The following is a 17,209-nucleotide window of genomic DNA, read 5'->3' on the forward strand; positions in this document are numbered from 1 at the left end:
GGCGACCCGGTTCCCGATCGGAGATCACCAAGCATTAGGCTCGTGCCGCAACACGACGCGAAGGGGAGCTTCAGTGGCGCGGGTTGCGGTGATCGGTGGGGGTATCAGTGGGCTGGGGACGGCGCTCATGCTTGGCCGGCGGGGCCACAGGGTCACGTTGTTCGAGCAGGACGCGCGACAGGCCGGAGAGGACCTGAACCGGGACTTCTTCCAGTGGGACAGGCCCCGAATACCGCAGGCCGTCCAACCCCACTCGCTCCTCGCGCCCGTGCGCACCGTGTTGCGCACCGAGACCCCTGATGTCTACGCGGACCTGCTGGCACGCGGAGCCCGGGAGTACCACGAGTTCGACTGGTTCGATGGGCATCCGCCACATCGGGCCGGCGATGAGGACCTGGTGACCCTGCGCACCCGCCGCATCGTGCTGGAGGCCGCCTTGACCGCGGCCGTGCGGCGGGAACGAACCGTTGACGTGCGGCGGGGCTGCCCGGTGGACGCCCTCACCATCGAGGAGGGCCGCCCTGCCCGGGTCACCGGCGTGCAGGTGGGCGCGGACATGCACGAGGCGGACCTCGTCGTCGATGCGGCAGGCCGTCGCTCGCCGGTGCCCGCATGGCTGGTCGCGGCCGGCTGCCGCCCGCCCGTGGTCGACAGCCACCGCGCCGGGATCGCCTATCTGTGCCGCTGGTACCGCCTGCGTGCCGATGGCCCGCGTGACCCCGGGCGGGTGAAACCCGGCTCGGCCGCACCGTTCGCGCTCGCCGGCGTCTTCCCTTCCGACAACGACACCTTCGCGGTGAACCTGGTGCTCTCCACGGCTGATCCGACCCGCGGCGCGCTCACCGACCCGGCCGTGTTCGAGGCCGCCGCCCGCCGCTTCCCCGCCACCGCCGCCTGGCTCGACCTGGCCCCCGAACCACTGTCAGCCGTCCTGCCGATGGCCGGCCTGGACAACCGATGGACCGCCCTCGCCGACGACGACGGACCTGTCGTCACCGGCCTGGTCAACGCCGGGGACAGCCTCATCCACACCAACCCCACCTCGGGCCATGGCGTGTCCCTCGGCCTGCGCGCCGCCCAGCACATCGCCACCCATGTCGACCGGATCGCGGCGGACCCCGTGGGCTACCACACCTGGACGGCACAGGCCCTCCGCCCGTGGTTCGACGCACAGGTGACGGCCGACCGCGGCACCGAGCAACGCCTCGCCGAGAGCACACCACCCGCAGATCGGCGGGCGGCTGCCGTGGGCGCCTGCGCCTTTGACGATCCCGTCGTCATGCGAGCCCGAGCGCAGGTACGCCATCTCCTGCGACGGGCCGACGAGGCCTACGGCACCGACGAAGTGGACCGACACGTCACCGCCTGGCTGGCTGTCCACCCGGACTTCTCGCCCGAGCCCGACGGCCCGACCCGAGACCAGTGGGAGGCGCTCATCCCAGGCTGAGCGCCGGCCCGGCACCTCACCGTCGGAGCCGTGCCCGAGCGGGGACCGCAGGGCCGTGGCCGTGCCTTGAGGGTGCACGACAGCGACGTGCGGAGCCCTTTGCGGCCGTCAGGGTGGCGACCGATGCCCCGTCAAGGCTCTCCGCGATCGGTCGCGGCTCCCTGGGGATCGCCGCGGCCGAGGCTGGGCGGCGCCGGCACACCGTGCCCGTGCCACGCCCACGGACGAAGACCATTGAGGCTCCCGTCAGCGGAATCGTCCGGCTCGGGCTCGGTCCCCTCGGCAGTCTTCAGCTGAGCTGCTCGGCCGGTCCGACGATGATGCCCTCGGGGCCGCGGACGTAGCAGAGCCGATGGCTGGACTCGTACTGCGCCAGCTCGCCGACGAGTTCGGCGCCGTGGGTGCGCAGGCGGGCAACGACGTCGTCGATGTCGTCGACGGCAAACATGATGGGACGAATGCCCAGCGTGTTGGCCGGAGCGTCCTTCGGTCCGGAGCTGATCGCCTTCGGCGTGTGGAACTTCGCCAGCTCGATTCGACCGTGACCGTCCGGGGCCCGCAGCACTGCGATGTCCTGTTCGTGCCGGCGGCTGCAGAGGACGGGGGCCGAGGCGATGGCAACTTCGGGCCAGTCGTGCCCGTACCCGACGGCGCCCCGCTACTGGACCGGCCGCCGGGCTGAGCGGGCGTGACCCGGGCTGGACGCCGGGGACCGGGAAGAACACCTGAAGCGGGACCACGCGGCATGCGCCGTCGTGACCGGACCCGGCACGGTCGCCACGGCCGTACCGGGTGATACCTGCGGGGAACCTGATGCAGACCGCCCGGATGCACTGGCATACGGCCCGGTGGGCCTCAGGCAGGTGCATCGCCGCTTCGGCGCGCCGTGACCAGGAGGTACTCCCACTCCATCGCCCCGTCCCGGAGCGCGCCGCCCGCCAGTTCGTCGAGGGCCCGGTCCAGGGCAGCGGTCTTCCCCGGGTCGTCGGCGATGTTCCGGTAGGCCGCGATCGTCGGTCCATAGGTGGCCTTGAAGAACTGGCGGAAGCTCTCGGGCTTCTCGAAGAGGTCCACGCGGATGGTCTGCCGACGCGCCTCGACCCCGGTGACACGGTCGCCGAGGAGCGTACGGACGTGCTCCTCCCGCCCCCACAGCGGCGGCGGCTGCGCCCCCGGCGGCGGAGGCGGCGCGTACGGCTTCATGGTGGCGAACATCTGCCCGATGAACCCCTCCGGGGTCCAGTTGATCAGCCCGATCGTGCCGCCCGGCCGGCAGACCCGTACCAGTTCGTCGGCGCAGTCCTGGTGGTGCGGGGCGAACATGACCCCGACGCAGGACATGACCGTGTCGAACGCCCCGTAGGCGTAGGGCAGCGCCTCGGCGTCGGCCTCCTGCCAGCGCAGCTCGGCGCCGCGCGCCGCGGCCTCCCGCCGCCCTACGTCCAGCAGCTCGGGCGTCAGGTCGGACGCGATCACGTTGCCGCCGGCCAGCGCGGCCGGAATGGCGGCGTTCCCCGATCCGGCGGCGATGTCGAGCACCCGGTCGCCGCGTTTCACCCCACAGGCCTCCACCAGTACGGGCCCGAGCGCCGAGACGACCCGTGTGGCGACGGCCGGATAATCGCCGAGCGCCCACATCGTCCGGTGCTTCGCCTTGAGCGCACGGTCGGCCTCGCGCGGGTCCGCCGAATCGGTCATGCCGTCCACCTCCATCACCTGACGCTGTGTCACAACCTTTCTAGCAGAGGAATCCGACCTGGCCCGGCCGACGGGCGCCGGACGGGTGAGGAGCGCCCGGGAAGGCGGTACGGACTACAGAGCCCCGAGCGTCTCGCCGAGCTCGCCGGCGGTGCGCCGGTGGACTGGTCGCCCAGGAGCACGGGCAGCGGAACGGCCAGAGCAGGTGGGTCATGCCGCCGTTGAATGCGGGGCTGGATTCCGGACATCAAAGGCCCCGTGACCAGTGTTGGTCGGCAGCCGGCCCGATCATCGGCTGACGTCGGCCGGCCTGCCGAAACTCCCGCCGCGTGGGACTCGGCCTCGGCATGGCCGTTCTTGACCTTGACACGATGACAAGGTTTTCACTGCGGTCAAGGAGGTGGTTCCGATGACCACGGTGGAACAGGACACGAACACGGCGCGAGCCCTCCAGGGGCTGGAAGACAGCCGCTCGTCGGTGCGACTGCGGGCAGCCCTTGCGATCGGCTCGATCCCGGACGCGCGGTCCGTCGAGAAGCTCATCGAGCGGTGCGCGATCGAGCCCGAGTTCTACGTGCGCGAGATGCTGACCTGGGCGCTCACCCGTCACGCAGCATCCATGACGGTCCCACGGCTCGTCGCCGAGCTCCGTTCCGAGCGGGCGCAGGCACGAAGCCAGGCATTGCACACCTTGTCCAAGATCGGGGAACGGCAGGCGTGGCCGGCGATCACACGGGCGCTCCTGTCCGACGGGGACGAGGAGGTGGCGCGGAGTGCCTGGCGGGCAGCGGTTGTGCTCGTGCCCGAGGGTGAGGAGTCTGAGCTGGCCGGAGCGCTGGCGGCACAGCTGGGGCGAGGCGGGCGTGAGACGCAGTTGAGCCTCAGCCGGGCGATGATCGCCCTCGGTCAGGCCGTTCTGCCGGTCCTGCATGCTGCGATGAGGGATCTCGACCCTCGCGTGCGTCACCATGCGGCAGCCACGGAACGGCTGCTGCGCGACCCGGATGCCGGATTCGAGTCCGCGATCGAGGAGGCGAAGCGCGTTGCGGCCCTGCAGGACCAGCCAGGAGGAGCGTAGGCAGTGTTGATCGGTGATGTGGCCAGGCGGTCCGGGGTCAGCGCCCGCATGCTCAGGCACTACGACTCGCTCGGCCTGGTGCGGCCGACGGGACGTACCGTGTCCGGGTATCGGGAGTACTCCAACGAGGACATCCGGCGGATCTTCCACGTCGAGAGCCTGCGGTCATTGGGTCTGTCGCTGCGTGAAGTCGCGCGCGCCCTGGACGACCCCGGCTTCAGGCCCTCGGAACTCGTCGACGACCTCATCCGCCAGACGCAGGAACGCATCGCCGTCGAGACGGCGCTGCTCACGCGACTCCGCCGGATCGATGCTGCGGAGCCGGCCGACTGGGAGGACGTTCTTCAGATCGTTGCACTCCTGCATGCGCTGGGCTCGGAGAACGCCGGGAAACGCCAGCGCGCGGCGTTGTCCTCGGTCGAAGAGGTGCCAGTGCCAGTGGAAGCGCTTGTCGAGGCAGTGCTGAGCGAGACGGATCCGAACGCTGCCGGAGCCCTTCGATGGGCTGTGGCGCAATCAGGCGATGGCGCATTGGAACTGTTGGCGCAGGGCCTTGCCTCACCGGTAGCCGAGGTACGGGAACGGGCCGTCCGGTCCATCGCCGAGTTTCCGGACGAGAAGGCGATCGCCCTGCTGCATGGCTCCCTCGCGAGCTCCGACACCGCGGTCCGCAGGCGTGCAGCTCTGGCGCTCGGAGCACGTGGAGTGGCCGATGCGGTCCCGACGCTCATCGACATGATCGTCGAGGGGACGAACGACGTCGATGCAGCCGATGCACTGAGTGCGTTGGCGGGCCGTCCCGCGTTGGCCGAGCAGATCGCCACGGCGCTCGTCGGCCGCCTCCCTCACGGCCCCCTTGCATCGGCCACACGTCGACGGCTGGTGCAGGCATTCGCGGATATCCCGGGAATCACAGCTTCACGTGCCCTCACGGATCTGTCGCATGACGAAGATCCTGCCGTTGCGCTCACCGCGGCGTACATCCTCACGCTGCGCAACGCACGTTGACGGATGTTCCGGATGGTGCTCGGATGCCGGCGGGGCTGACGAGGTCCTCGAGAAAGTTGCGCTGCCTGCACGCCGTCGAATCTCTGTCTCCCGTGACGAATGGAGACGACCGGATTCCTGGATCCGGACAGGCCGTGCACGAGGCCCTGACCAGCCGACATTCCGGCCGACCCGGAAGCCGCGGGGCCCGGGCCCCGCCGGCCGCGGACGCGGAGTGGCTCAGAGGCGTCGTGTCCGGCCGCGTCCGGCTGCGCTAGCGTCGCCCTCCGAACACCGATGGGGAGGTCTCGTGCGCGCTCTCGTGTATCTGGGTCCAGGCTCCGCCGAACTGCAGGACCGGCCCGCCGCGCAACTCGTGAACGGTGATGACGTCGTCGTGGAGATCGTCGGTACGGGGGTCTGCGGAACGGACCGCAAGATCCTGCTCGGGCGGTTCCCGGCCCGGCCGGGCGTGGTGCTCGGGCACGAGTCGGTGGGTGTGGTGCGGGAGACCGGGCCGCAGGTGAGTTCGGTCGGGGTGGGGGACCGGGTGGTGGTCAACCCCACGCTGTACTGCGGCTGGTGCGTTCCGTGCCGCCGGGGAGCGACCAACTTCTGCCGTCACAAGGCCGGGACAGAGGTCGGCGTCGACCGGGACGGTACGTACGCGGAGGCCGTGACCATGCCGGAACGTTTCGTCGAACGGGTTCCCGCCGGACTGCCCTTCCGCAGCGCGGTCCTGATCGAGCCGCTCGCCTGCGTCCTGAGCAACGTCCGGGCCGCGTCCGTCACCTTCGACGACACCGTGGTGGTGCTCGGCGCGGGCCCGATCGGAATGCTGACCGCGCTGGTCGCCGCCCGCCAGGCGCGCCGGGTCACCGTCGCCGAACCGGACGGCTACCGGCTGGAGCGGGCCCGCGAACAGGTCGCGCACGTCGTGGACGTGGCCGGAACGGACCCGGCCGAAGCCGTGGTGAAGGCCTCGGGCGGCGAGCGTCCCTCCGTCGTCTTCGACACCACGGGCACCGGCCTGGAGGCGGCGCTACGGCTGATCGACGACGGCGGACGGGTCGTGGTGATGGGCTTCGACGACACCTACACCGTGCCGCTGCGCCCGCTCCGGCTCACCAACCGGGGCATCCGGCTGATCGGCGCCGGCGACTACCGGGCCGACATCTTCCCGGTCGCCGTGGACCTGGCCGCCGAGCTCGGCGGCCCACAACGCCCCGGCACCGGCACCGCACCGGTCCTGGAACGGCTGGTGACGCACGAGTTCCCGCTCGAACGATACGCAGATGCCTTCACCGCGCTCGGCGGGCTCACCCAGGGAGACGCGGACGACGGCACCGGACGGTCACCGCGCTACGACGCGCTCAAGGTCGTCATCCGCTCGCACTCCGGCCCGGTCGGCCCCGACGGCTGGCCGGTGGAGGCGTGAGCGCGCCGCGGCTCGGGTCGATCGAGTCCGGCGGGACCAAGTTCGTCTGCCTGGTCGGCTCCGCCCCCGACCGGATCGAGGCCGAGATCCGGTTCCCGACCGGCGAACCGGGCCCCACCCTGGCCCGGGCCATCGCCTTCTTCCAGGAGACGGCCGCCGCGACCGGACCGCTGGACGCGATCGGCATCGCCTCCTTCGGGCCACTCGAACTGCGCCCGGGCCATGCCGAGTTCGGCCACCTCGCAGCCACCCCCAAACCCGGCTGGTCCGGAGTGGACGTCGCCGGTCCGGTCGCCGCCGCGCTCGGCGTGCCGGTGGGCATCGACACCGACGTCAACGGAGCGGCCCTCGGCGAGGGCCGCTGGGGCGCGGCGCGCGGCCTGGACACGTACGTCTACCTCACCGTCGGCACCGGCATCGGCGGCGGCGCGGTGATCGGCGGCAAGGTGGTCAGCGGCCTGGTCCACACCGAGATGGGCCACCTCGCGGTGCCCCGGATCGCGGGTGACGCCTTCCCCGGCTCCTGCCCTTTCCACGGCGACTGCTGGGAGGGGCTGGCGGGCGGCGAGGCGATGGGCGCCCGCTGGGGGACCCCGGCCGAGGAACTGACCGGCGAAGCCCTGCGCGAGGCGCTGCGTCTGGAGGCGGCGTACCTGGCCGCGGGGCTGCGCAACATCGTCTACACGACCGCGCCCCAGCGGATCGTGATCGGCGGCGGAGTCGCGGAACTCCCCGGTCTGTTCCCGCTGCTCCGCGCCGAACTGGCCGCGGCCCTGGCCGGATACCCCGGGCTGCCCGAGCACGCGGCCGAGGACTTCGTGGTCCCGGCACGGCTCGGCCGCCTCGCCGGACCGGCGGGCGGACTGGTCCTGGCGGCCCGGGCGGCCGCCTCAGCGCGGCAGCGGCCGTGGTCCGGCGCTGGGCCATCGGGGGGAACGGACGCATGAGGACAGCCCCGGGCCGGGCAGGCTGGCCGGTGTGACGCGCCCCGGTCCGGTGGGCCTCCTCGACCCGGCCACCCACGCCTGGCTGACCCGGCACGCCCTGCCCGGCGCCCGGCTGCACGAGGTGGACCCGCTGCCCGGCGGGTTCACCAACGACATGGCCCTGCTCACGGCCCAGCCCGCCGACGCGCCGGGCGCGGAGCGCTACGTACTGCGCCGCTACCGGCCCAGCGGCAGCCGGGTCCCGCGCAACACCTGTGCGGTGGAGATCGCCGTCCTGGGCCGGGCGGCGGCCCGTACCGTCCCGGTGACCGCGGTGGTCGCGGCCGATCCGCACGGCCGGGCCACCGGCCGCCCCACCCTGCTCTACCGGTTCGTGGACGGAACCCCGCTCAGCGAGGTGCTCGCGGACGGCCCGGTGAGCGGCGAAGCGCGGGCCCTGGGCCGGGCCGTCGGCGCGGTGCTGGCGCGGATCGGCCGGGTCAGACTGCCCCGCCCGGGCGTCTTCGGCGACTCTTCGCTGGTCCCGGCCCCGGACGGGGCGGCCCCGCTGGGTGACCTGCCCGGCTTCGTCGACCGCTGTCTGGCCACCGCGGCCGTGGACGGGCCGCTGAGCGGGACGGATGCGGCCGTACTGCGTGCCCTGGCCCGCCGGGGGCCCCGGGCACTCGCCGCCGTGGCGGGTGAACGCAGCCTGGTGCACTGCGACTTCAACCCGAAGAACGTCCTGGTCCAACGGCGCGCCGGCCAGTGGGCGGTGGCCGCCGTGCTCGACTGGGAGCTCGCCTTCAGCGGTTCCCCGCTCTTCGACGTCGGGAACATGCTGCGCTTCGCCCACGAGTACCCGCCGGCGTTCACCGTGGGCTTCGTCGAGGGCTTCCTGGGCGGGAACGGCCGGCTGCCCGGCGACTGGCTGCGGCTCAGCCGGACGCTGGACCTCTTCGCCCTCGCGGACATCCTCACCGCACCGCCCGACCCGGCCTACTTCGCCCGCGCCCGCGCAGTGCTGTGCCGGTCCGCCGCCGAGCGGTACTGACCGCGGCCGGAGGAGCGTGCGCCACCGATCGGCCCACCTTTCTCATCCCTCCCGTGCGCCGCTCCATTCCCAGGAGACAACTGGTGCCCGTGCTGATCGCGGAAGCCCTGGCAATAAAGTGTCGGGTAAATGGCGAAGAAGTGACACGGGGCCTTCTTTTCAACATCGGGAATGCCGGTTAGTCTGCCCGGACGGGAGCGAAAATCCTTGATCGAGGGAGAATTCCGCCGTGGAGAACGGAAGTCCGGAAAATGTCCTGAAGACACTCACGCCGACCGTTCGCTGCAACGGGACGCCGCCCACGCCCGCCCTGCGCGAAGGGCCGTACTACAAGCCCGACACCCCCTGCAGGACCAGCTTCCGGGGCGATGTGGCAGGAGGCGTTCCGATGCTGCTGCACGGCGTCGTGCGCACCCCCGAGGGCAAGCCAGTCGGCGGCACCCTGCTCGACTTCTGGCAGGTCGGGGACACCGGGGTCTACGACGACGACGGTTTTCGGCTGCGCGGCCACCAGTTCGCGGACGCCGAGGGGAGGTGGCGGCTGGAGACGGTGCTGCCCGCCGTGTACCCGGGGCGGACGCGGCACGTGCACGTGAAGGTGCAGCCGCCCGGCGGAGCCGTGCTGACCACGATGCTGTATTTCCCCGGCGAACGCCGTAACCACCTTGACAAGTATTTCCGGCCAGAGTGTCTGATGGATGTGCGGGAGACGTCCGAGGGGTGGGACGCCGCGTTCGCCTTCGTTCTGGACGTGTGAAATCCGGCTGCAAAATCCCGTGGGGAGCCTTTTCTTCCGCTGCCCGGAGATATCGATATCATCCGTCCGTCGTGTCCGCGGGACGGAAGTCGACAGGAGACACATGGCCGACCTCATGCGCGCCCAGCGCGATACGCAGAGCGATGCCCTGAGCTACGCGCAAAACCATCTGTACTACCCGGTCAGCGCGTACGAGATGGACCACGGCGAAGGCGTCCACCTGTACGACACCGACGGCAACGAGTACCTGGACTGCGCCTCCGGCACCTTCAACCTGAGCCTCGGCTACGGGCACCCCGAAGTGGTCAAGGCCATGCGCGATCAGGCCGAACGGCTGGTGCACACCACCTCGACCTTCCAGACCGCCCCCGTCAACGACCTGGTCCGGCGGCTGGTCGAGGTCACCCCGCCGAACCTGACCAAGGTGCACCTCAAGGTGTCGGGCGGCTCCACCGCCAACGAGGGCGCGGTCAAGATGGCGCAACTCGCCACCGGCCGCCGTGACGTCATCACCCTGTTCCGCAGCCACCACGGCCAGACCATGATGACGACGACCATGTCGGGCGAGTCCTTCCGCAAGGCCCCCTTCCCGCACCTGATGCCCGGCGTGCTCCAGGTCCCCGACCCTTACTGCCTGCGGTGCTTCTACCGGCAGGCGGGCCCTGACAGCTGCGGCATGCTCTGCGTCGAGCGCATCAACGACTTCCTCGACCACGCCAGTTCCGGCAGCGTCGCCTGTGTGGTCGTCGAACCGATCTCCGGCAGCGGTGGCAACATCGTGCCCCCCGACGGCTACCTGCCGGCGCTGCGCGCCTTGTGCGACGAACGGGGCATCGTCCTCGTCTTCGACGAGATCCAGACCGGCATCGGCCGGATCGGCCGGATGTTCGCCGCCGAGCACTACGGGGTCCGGCCCGACATCCTGACCACCGCCAAGGGCCTCGGCGGCTCCGGCGCCCAGATCGCGGCCATCGTCGCCGACGAACGGATGTCCGGGCTCAGCAGCGACCACCACTCCTTCACCTACGGCGGCAACGTCCTCGCCGCTGCCGCCGCGGCCACCACCCTCGAGGTGATCGGCCGCCCCGGCTTCCTGGAGAACGTCCGGGAGGTCGGCGCCCACATCATGGAACGGCTGCGCGCACTGGCGGCCTTGCACCCCGCCATCGTCGATGTACGAGGCCTCGGCCTGATGATCGGGATCGAGATCGGCGATGACGCGGGCCGCCCGCACAGCGAAAGGACCCAGGCCCTGGCCCGGCGCGGCATGGACCACGGCCTGATCCTGCGCACCTCCCGCTACGGCCGGGGCAACGTGATCAAGATCCGCCCGCCGCTGATCCTCACCCGCACCGAGGCCGATCTGCTCTGCGACCGGCTCGAAGCCCTCTTCGCCGCCGAGGCCGCCGCATGACCGGCGCCGAGTACGACGCCCGCCCGCCCGCCGCGGCCGTGCGGCAGTACGTGACCGGCCTCGCCGGCGCCGTCCGCGAGGCCGTGCTGGCCGCGCAACACCGAGCAGGCAGCCGCCTGGTCCGGGGCCACTCGCCGGGCGGGGACGCCCAGTTCGGCCTTGACGAGGTCGCGGAGGCGGCCGTCTGGAAGTACGTCGTCGGCCACGACCTGCCCGTCGCCGTCTACTCCGAGGACCGCGGCCTGCAGTACCACGGCACGGACCCGGCCCACCTGCTGGTCGTCGATCCCATCGACGGCACCCGGCCCGCCGTCGCGGGCCTGGAGTCGGCCACCGTCTCGGTCGCCGTCGCCCGCATGTCGCAGCGCCCGCGCATCGCCGACGTCGAGCACGCGCTGCTGATGGAACTGCGCACGGGCGCCTACCTCTACGGGGACCTGGCGACGCCCGGCATCACCGCGCACGGCTACGACCACCCCGTCCCGGCGCTGACCCGTACCACCGACCCCGCGCGGATGTTCTGGTCGCTGGAGTTCAACGGCCACCCGGCCCGCCTGATGACCGAGGCGTACGGCCACCTCATCGACCGCTCGGCCAACACCGGCGGGGTCTTCGTCTTCAACAGCGCCACCTGGTCCATCTCCCGGCTGCTCACCGGCCAGCTCGACGCCTACGTGGACATCGGCAACCGGCTGCTGCGCGACGACCCGGCACTGCTGCCCGAGTTCGAACGCGTCGGCAACGGCCGGGTGCTGCACCTGTTCCCGTATGACATCGCGGCGGCCGTCTTCCTCGCCGAGCGGGCCGGCGCGGTCATCACCGACGGCTACGGACAGCCCCTCGGCGACACCGTCCTGACCGACCTGAGCATCACCAACCAGCGGTCCTGCGTGGCCGCAGCCACCCCCGAACTCCACCGGGCCCTGCTGTCGGCCGTCCGTTGGAAGGAGTGACGCCCATGCGCCCCCGGAACACCCAGCCCGCCGGAGCGGCCCGCACCGCCACCGCCGACGACAGCGAGTTCGGGGTGCTGCTCGACCGGCTCTCCGACAAGGCCACCGCGGACTACTACAACCCGTTCACCACCTTCGACTGGCCGGCCACGATCCCCGCCGACGGGCTCTGGATGTCCCCCGAACTGCTCTCCGTCCACGGCACCGAGCTGATGGACGAACTGAGCCACGCCCAGCTCCGGGCCCTGAGCCGGTGGGAGAGCGTCAACTTCTACAGCCTCAACGTGCACGGTATCCGCGAACTGCTCATCGAGGTCACCCGGCGCATCCACACGCCCGGCTTCGAGCTCCCCTCCGAGTTCTTCCACCACTTCATCGGTGAGGAGAACGACCACATGTGGTTCTTCGCCACCTTCTGCCTCAAGTACGCCGGCAAGATCTATCCCGACAAGTCGGTGAAGCTGCCCGAGGCCCCGCGCGACCCGGACATCGAGAACTTCCTGGTCTTCGCCCGGATCCTGATCTTCGAGCAGATCGTCGACCACTACAACGTCCAGCTGGCCGCCGACCGCCGACTGCACCCGACCATTCGGCACATCAACCGGCTGCACCACCAGGACGAGTCCCGCCACATCGCCTTCGGCCGCCGCCTGGTGCAGCTGCTGTGGGAGCGGCTCCTCGACAGCGGCCTGGACGAGGCGGTCCGGCACGAACTGCGCGACTACCTCGGCCGCTACCTCACCACCAGCATCGAGTCCTTCTACAACCCCGCCGTCTACCGCGACGCGGGCCTCCCGGACGGCTTCGCGCTGCGCGGACGGCTGCTCGCCCACCCCGCCCGGCAGGCCGCCCACGCCAAGGTCCTGCACAAGACCACCGACTTCCTCCACCGGATCGGGGTGTTCGATGCCCGTCACTGACCCCACGGCCACCGGGGACCCCACGGCCACCGGGACCACCTGGTCGGTCCGGGACGGACTGGCCACCCTCGACGAACCCGCCGTCCTGCTGAGGGACGCACTCGACGCCCTGTTCACCCGCTGGGGCACCGACGCCGGAGCCCGGCAGCAGAGCTACCCGCCGCTGCTGCGGGCCGAAGAGCTGCGGTCCCTCGACTACTTCCGCAACTTCCCGCACCTGGGCAGCCCGGTCACCCGCATCCGCCCCGACCGGCTGGCCGCCCTCGCCGCGGCTCCGCCCGGGACCACCGCACTGCCCGCGTCCGAGCTGGCCGACGCCACCCACCTGCTGCCCTCCGCGGCCTGCTACGGCTGCTTCCTGCACCTCACCGGCACCAGCGCCGACACTCCCGTCCTGATCACCACCGTCGCGCAGTGCTTCCGCAACGAGGACCGCCACGAAGGGCTGCGCAGGCTCTGGGGGTTCACCATGCGGGAGATCGTGTGCGTCGGCTCCGCCGAAGCCGTACGGGCCCACCTCGACCGCCACCAGGAGCGGATCGCCGCCTTCGGGGCGGCCCTCGGCCTCACCCTGGACCGGCAGCCCGCCACCGACCCGTTCTTCGAGAAGGACGGCGCCCGCACCGTCATGCAGCTGCTTGCCCCCGTCAAGGACGAGTACCTGCACACCGACGGCACCGCCGTCGCCTCCACCAACAACCACCGCAACTTCTTCGGCGAGCGCCGCGCCATTCGCCACGCGGGCCGTTCGGCCTTCACCGGCTGCGTGGCATTCGGCCTGGAACGCTGGGTGCACGCCCTGGGCGACGTATTCGAAGGGGACCTGGCCGCCGCGCACCGCGCGGTACGGCAGGCGGGAGACCGCTCGTGACCCGGCTGGCCAGCCGGCTCGGGCTCGGACTGCCGCTGCTCCAAGCCGGGATGGGCGCCGTCGCCGGCCCCGCTCTGTGCGCCGAGGTGTCCCGGGCCGGAGCGGGCGGCACCCTCGCGCTGTACAAGGAACCGCCCGCGCGGGCCGCCCGGCTGGTCCGCGAGGTGGCGGCCGCCACCGGCCGCCCGTTCGGCGTGAACGTGGTCCCCGAGGTCACCGGCCCGGCCGGTTGCCTGGACCAGCTCCGGGCCGTCCTGCCCGAACTGCCCCCGGGCGGCTTCGTCACCTCCTTCGGGCTGCCCGATGCCGACGCGGCCCGGGCCGTGCGGACCGCCGGACACCCCCTGGTGGTCCAGGTCGGCACCCTCGCGGACGCCGACACCGCCCTCGGGCAGGGCGCGGCCGTCCTGGTCCTCCAGGGCACCGAAGCCGGCGGCCACCTGCTCGGCCGGCTGCCCGCGGACCTCCTGCTGGCCGCCGTCCGGGCCCGCCACCCGTACGCGGTCCTGGCCGTCGCGGGCGGGATCGCCACCGGGAGGGACCTCGCGGACGCCGTGGCACGCGGCGCGGACGGGGCCATGGCCGGAACCCTGTTCATCCCGGCCGCAGAATCCACCGCACACCCGGAGTTCAAACGGCGGGTGGTCGAGGCCGTGGCCGACGACACCCTCATCACCTCCCTCTTCGACATCGGCTGGCCGCACCGCCCGCACCGCGTCCTGCGCAACTCCCTCACCACCGCCGAGGACCGCGCCCCGGCCACCTTCATCGCCACCACCCGGGTGGACGGCCGGGAGTACGCGGTACCGCGCTACAGCGCGGCGGCTCCGGGCGAGGCCACCACCGGCCGCATCGAGGAGATGGCCATGTACTGCGGCCGGTCCTGCACCCGCGTCACCGCCCTGCACCCGGCCGCCGTCACCGTCGCCCGCCTCCGCCGGGAGTACGAGAGCGCGCGCCGGCTCCCGGCGGACTCCCAACAGCTGCACAGGATCCCGGAGAGGTGACCATGGACGACGTGATGAAGCCGGTCGTGGACTGGCTGCGCGAACGCAACCCCACCGTCGAAGAGATCCCGGAGGACCTCGACCTGATCGAGAACCGGCTGATCGACTCGCTCGGCTTCATGGAGTTCATCCTGCTGCTGGAGGACCTGATCGGCCGGGAACTGCAGCTCGACCACATCGACGTGAACCAGTTCCGCACCCTTCGGTCCCTCACGGACCACTTCCTGAAGGGGTGAACCGCCCATGGAGCAGGCCCCGCCCCCGCCCGGACCCGGCCGGGTCACCTCCCTGCACCTTGCCGCGCGCGTCGGCGAGCCCACCTTCCGCGTCGCACGGGCCCGCGCGGTGACCGGCCGCGGGCTGGCGGGGGACCGCAACTACTGGGCGGGCGAGGGCCCCCGGCCGCGGCGCCGGGGCACCGGCCGGGCGTCCGGGGTCTGCGACGTCACCCTCATAGAGGCCGAAGCCCTCGAGGCCCTGGCCTGCGAACACGGCATCACGCTCACCCCTGCCGAATGCCGACGCAACCTCGTCTGCCGCGACATCCGGCTCAACCCGCTGGTGGACCAGGAGTTCCAGGTCGGCGCGGTGATCCTGCGCGGCCTCAAACTCAGCGAACCCTGCGCCCGCCTCGAACAGCTCGTCCGCCCCGGCCTGATCCGCGGCCTGCTGCACCGTGGCGGGCTGCGGGCCGAGGTGGTCCGCGGCGGGACGATCCGAGTGGGCGACCGGATCCTCCCGCTGCCGCACGACGCGCGGCAGCTCGTGCCCCCCGCTGCGCCCGACCTTCCCTGAGGGCGGCAGAGGTGCCCGCCACGACGTGCCCGGACACCGACCCGCCGTCACCGATTCGAGGTCTCCGTATGTCCGTATCCCGGCCGACGCCAGACCGTCACCACGCCCGCGACCCAGTGGCGCATTCGCCGACGGCAGGCGGCTGAGAACGGCTACTTGTCCGCACCGGCGGGCCCGGTGAATCGTGGGAGAGCCCGCAGACCAGCGCATACCTGGCCGGGATCGGGCCGCAAGCGTCCATGTCCGCGGGTCGGGACGGTTCGCCCGCGCGCCGCGCGGAACGCGGGCTGTCCGGCCCGTGGCCCTGCAGGCAGGAAGACAGCATGGCGATCGAAGGCGCCGCCCCCGGGCGGCAGAGCGGCAAGGCACCGGAGTTCGGCGCGGACGCTCCGTCAGCCAAGGCCGTGGAACGCGCGGAACGGGCGGGCGAGGAGCTCGCCGCGGCGGGGGCGGCCGTCTCCGTCCGCCTGCTGGGGTGGGGCTTCGCCCTCCGCCTCGACCAGCGGGCCGCCGACGGCCTCGCGCCCCCCGACGGCACGGGGCCCGTCAGCGGCTTCCGCGGCCTGGTGGAGGAAGTGCTCGCCGGCTCCCTGCCCGCGGCCCTTGCCGAAGCCGTTGGCGCGGGGCTGGCCGGACGCGCGGAACAGATCCGGTCGGCTGCCCGGGGCGCCGGGTGCGAGCTGCTCTCGCCGTGGGCCGCGCCCACTCTCCTCGCCCCCGTGGCCCTCGACGCGCCGCCGCGCGAGACCGGCCTGTGGTTCAGCGTGTTCGAACCGGGCGCGGGCTGGGGAGCCGACGTGCAGTTCACGGCGCGCTACGCCTCCGAGGCACCCGCCCTGGCCGTCTTCCGCGATGACCTGTACTGCGTCTACCAGGGCCGGGGCGATGACCCCGACCTGTGGTGGACCGCGCACCGCGCGGACGGCAGCTGGTCCGAGGACCAGCCGTTCCCCGGTCACCACACCCTGGGCAGCCCGGCCCTGGCCGTGTTCCAGGACCGGCTGTACTGCGCGCACCGCGGCGGCTCGGGCGACTGGGGCATGGCGCTGACCTCGTACGACGGTGGCACCTGGAGGCCGGACCGGCCGGTCCCGAACGCCGAGAGCGTCTACGGGCCGGCGCTGGCCGTCTTCCGTGACGCGCTCCACCTCGCCTACGCCGACGCCGCCCAGCGGATCATGGTCACCACCAGCCGGGACGGCCGCAGCTGGACAACCCCCGAACCCGTCCCCGGCTGCGCCACCACGAGGTCCCCGGCGCTCGCCGTGTACGACGGCTCCTTGCACCTGCTGTACGGCAACCCCAAGGACGGCGCGATCCACTGGACCCGGCTGCGCGGCACCACCTGGACCTCCGAGGGCGCGCTGCCCGGGCACCGTACCCGGAGCAACATCGGCCTGGCCGTCTTCGACGGCAAGCTGATGTGCGTCCACCGCGACCCCGCCCGCCAGCAGCTCTGGTGGTCCGCCTTCGACGGCGCAGGGTGGAGTACGGACACCGAGATGCCGGGGCACAGCAGCAAGTACGGTGCTGCGCTGGCTGTGCACCGGGCCCGGACCGGCACCCGCGACCAACTCCTGTGCGTCCACCGGGGCCACGCCCAGCGCTTCGTCACAGCGACCGGCGAGGTGCTGACCGACGAGGACCCGGCAGGTCTGCACGAACTCGACGATCCGGCCTCCGCCGACTGAGGCCGGTGCCTGGGCGACGGGGCGGCCGGGCACGCTTAAGGGCAGATCAACTGAACCTTAAGGGTGCCTGTGGTCTCCTCGCCCTGCGTCGGTCCAGCCGGTCGGCGTGAGCGCCGCACATCTATCGACCCCATCGACATGGGGGTTGTGACCTGCTTCTTTGGCGTAGGCCA

16 protein-coding genes and 1 pseudogene are annotated in these 17,209 nt (G+C 72.0%); 15 read left to right on the forward strand and 2 right to left on the reverse strand.

Annotated features, from left to right (window positions below; translation table 11 throughout):
* Positions 1-73: 73 nt before the first annotated feature.
* Entirely contained in the window at positions 74-1,447 is a 1,374-nt protein-coding gene (locus tag AB0M76_RS30465; RefSeq protein ID WP_365955944.1) for an FAD-dependent oxidoreductase, read from the forward strand.
* Positions 1,448-1,736: 289 nt separating this feature from the next.
* Here AB0M76_RS30465 and AB0M76_RS30470 read toward each other — a convergent pair.
* A pseudogene (locus AB0M76_RS30470) lies at positions 1,737-2,021 on the reverse strand (VOC family protein); the annotation flags it as partial.
* A 281-nt stretch (positions 2,022-2,302) separates the two neighbouring features.
* The gene (locus tag AB0M76_RS30475; RefSeq protein ID WP_365955945.1) at positions 2,303-3,145 is read right to left on the reverse strand and encodes a class I SAM-dependent methyltransferase; all 843 of its coding nucleotides are present in this window, start codon (positions 3,143-3,145) and stop codon (positions 2,303-2,305) included.
* Between the two features lie 409 nt (positions 3,146-3,554).
* Here AB0M76_RS30475 and AB0M76_RS30480 point away from each other — a divergent pair, with 409 nt between their 5' ends.
* From AB0M76_RS30480 to AB0M76_RS30545, 14 genes are all read left to right on the forward strand, one after another.
* Positions 3,555-4,223: a HEAT repeat domain-containing protein gene (locus tag AB0M76_RS30480; protein ID WP_365955946.1), complete on the forward strand. Its 669-nt coding sequence runs from the start codon at positions 3,555-3,557 to the stop codon at positions 4,221-4,223.
* 3 nt (positions 4,224-4,226) lie between these two features.
* Positions 4,227-5,231, forward strand: coding sequence for a MerR family transcriptional regulator (locus AB0M76_RS30485; protein ID WP_365955947.1), 1,005 nt, complete (start codon positions 4,227-4,229; stop codon positions 5,229-5,231).
* Between the two features lie 289 nt (positions 5,232-5,520).
* Positions 5,521-6,648 carry an alcohol dehydrogenase catalytic domain-containing protein gene (locus AB0M76_RS30490; protein WP_365955948.1) on the forward strand — a complete coding sequence of 376 codons (1,128 nt, stop codon included), beginning with the start codon at positions 5,521-5,523 and terminating at the stop codon, positions 6,646-6,648.
* On the forward strand, positions 6,645-7,595 hold the full coding sequence (locus AB0M76_RS30495; protein ID WP_365955949.1) for an ROK family protein: 951 nt from the start codon (positions 6,645-6,647) through the stop codon (positions 7,593-7,595). Before AB0M76_RS30490 ends, AB0M76_RS30495 begins: the two co-directional genes overlap by 4 nt.
* 31 nt (positions 7,596-7,626) lie before the next feature.
* On the forward strand, positions 7,627-8,628 hold the full coding sequence (locus tag AB0M76_RS30500) for a phosphotransferase family protein (protein ID WP_365955950.1): 1,002 nt from the start codon (positions 7,627-7,629) through the stop codon (positions 8,626-8,628).
* A 229-nt stretch (positions 8,629-8,857) separates the two neighbouring features.
* Positions 8,858-9,385 carry a hypothetical protein gene (locus AB0M76_RS30505; RefSeq protein WP_365955951.1) on the forward strand — a complete coding sequence of 176 codons (528 nt, stop codon included), beginning with the start codon at positions 8,858-8,860 and terminating at the stop codon, positions 9,383-9,385.
* Positions 9,386-9,488: 103 nt separating this feature from the next.
* Complete coding sequence (locus tag AB0M76_RS30510; protein ID WP_365955952.1) at positions 9,489-10,799, forward strand: aspartate aminotransferase family protein; 1,311 nt, start codon at positions 9,489-9,491, stop codon at positions 10,797-10,799.
* Positions 10,796-11,752: an inositol monophosphatase family protein gene (locus AB0M76_RS30515; protein ID WP_365955953.1), complete on the forward strand. Its 957-nt coding sequence runs from the start codon at positions 10,796-10,798 to the stop codon at positions 11,750-11,752. The genes AB0M76_RS30510 and AB0M76_RS30515 overlap by 4 nt, the downstream gene beginning before the upstream one ends.
* Before the next feature lie 5 nt (positions 11,753-11,757).
* The gene (locus AB0M76_RS30520; RefSeq protein ID WP_365955954.1) at positions 11,758-12,672 is read left to right on the forward strand and encodes a diiron oxygenase; all 915 of its coding nucleotides are present in this window, start codon (positions 11,758-11,760) and stop codon (positions 12,670-12,672) included.
* Positions 12,659-13,543: a hypothetical protein gene (locus AB0M76_RS30525; RefSeq protein ID WP_365955955.1), complete on the forward strand. Its 885-nt coding sequence runs from the start codon at positions 12,659-12,661 to the stop codon at positions 13,541-13,543. Before AB0M76_RS30520 ends, AB0M76_RS30525 begins: the two co-directional genes overlap by 14 nt.
* Positions 13,540-14,550, forward strand: a complete 1,011-nt coding sequence (locus AB0M76_RS30530) for a nitronate monooxygenase (RefSeq protein WP_365955956.1) — start codon at positions 13,540-13,542, stop codon at positions 14,548-14,550. Before AB0M76_RS30525 ends, AB0M76_RS30530 begins: the two co-directional genes overlap by 4 nt.
* Before the next feature lie 2 nt (positions 14,551-14,552).
* Entirely contained in the window at positions 14,553-14,786 is a 234-nt protein-coding gene (locus AB0M76_RS30535) for an acyl carrier protein (RefSeq protein ID WP_365955957.1), read from the forward strand.
* A 7-nt stretch (positions 14,787-14,793) separates the two neighbouring features.
* Positions 14,794-15,345, forward strand: coding sequence for an MOSC domain-containing protein (locus tag AB0M76_RS30540; protein WP_365955958.1), 552 nt, complete (start codon positions 14,794-14,796; stop codon positions 15,343-15,345).
* Positions 15,346-15,668: 323 nt separating this feature from the next.
* On the forward strand, positions 15,669-17,036 hold the full coding sequence (locus tag AB0M76_RS30545; RefSeq protein ID WP_365955959.1) for a hypothetical protein: 1,368 nt from the start codon (positions 15,669-15,671) through the stop codon (positions 17,034-17,036).
* The last annotated feature ends 173 nt before the right edge of the window (positions 17,037-17,209 follow it).

It is taken from the genome of Streptomyces sp. NPDC051364 (assembly GCF_040682115.1).
In the GTDB taxonomy this organism is placed as follows: Bacteria; Actinomycetota; Actinomycetes; order Streptomycetales; family Streptomycetaceae; genus Streptomyces.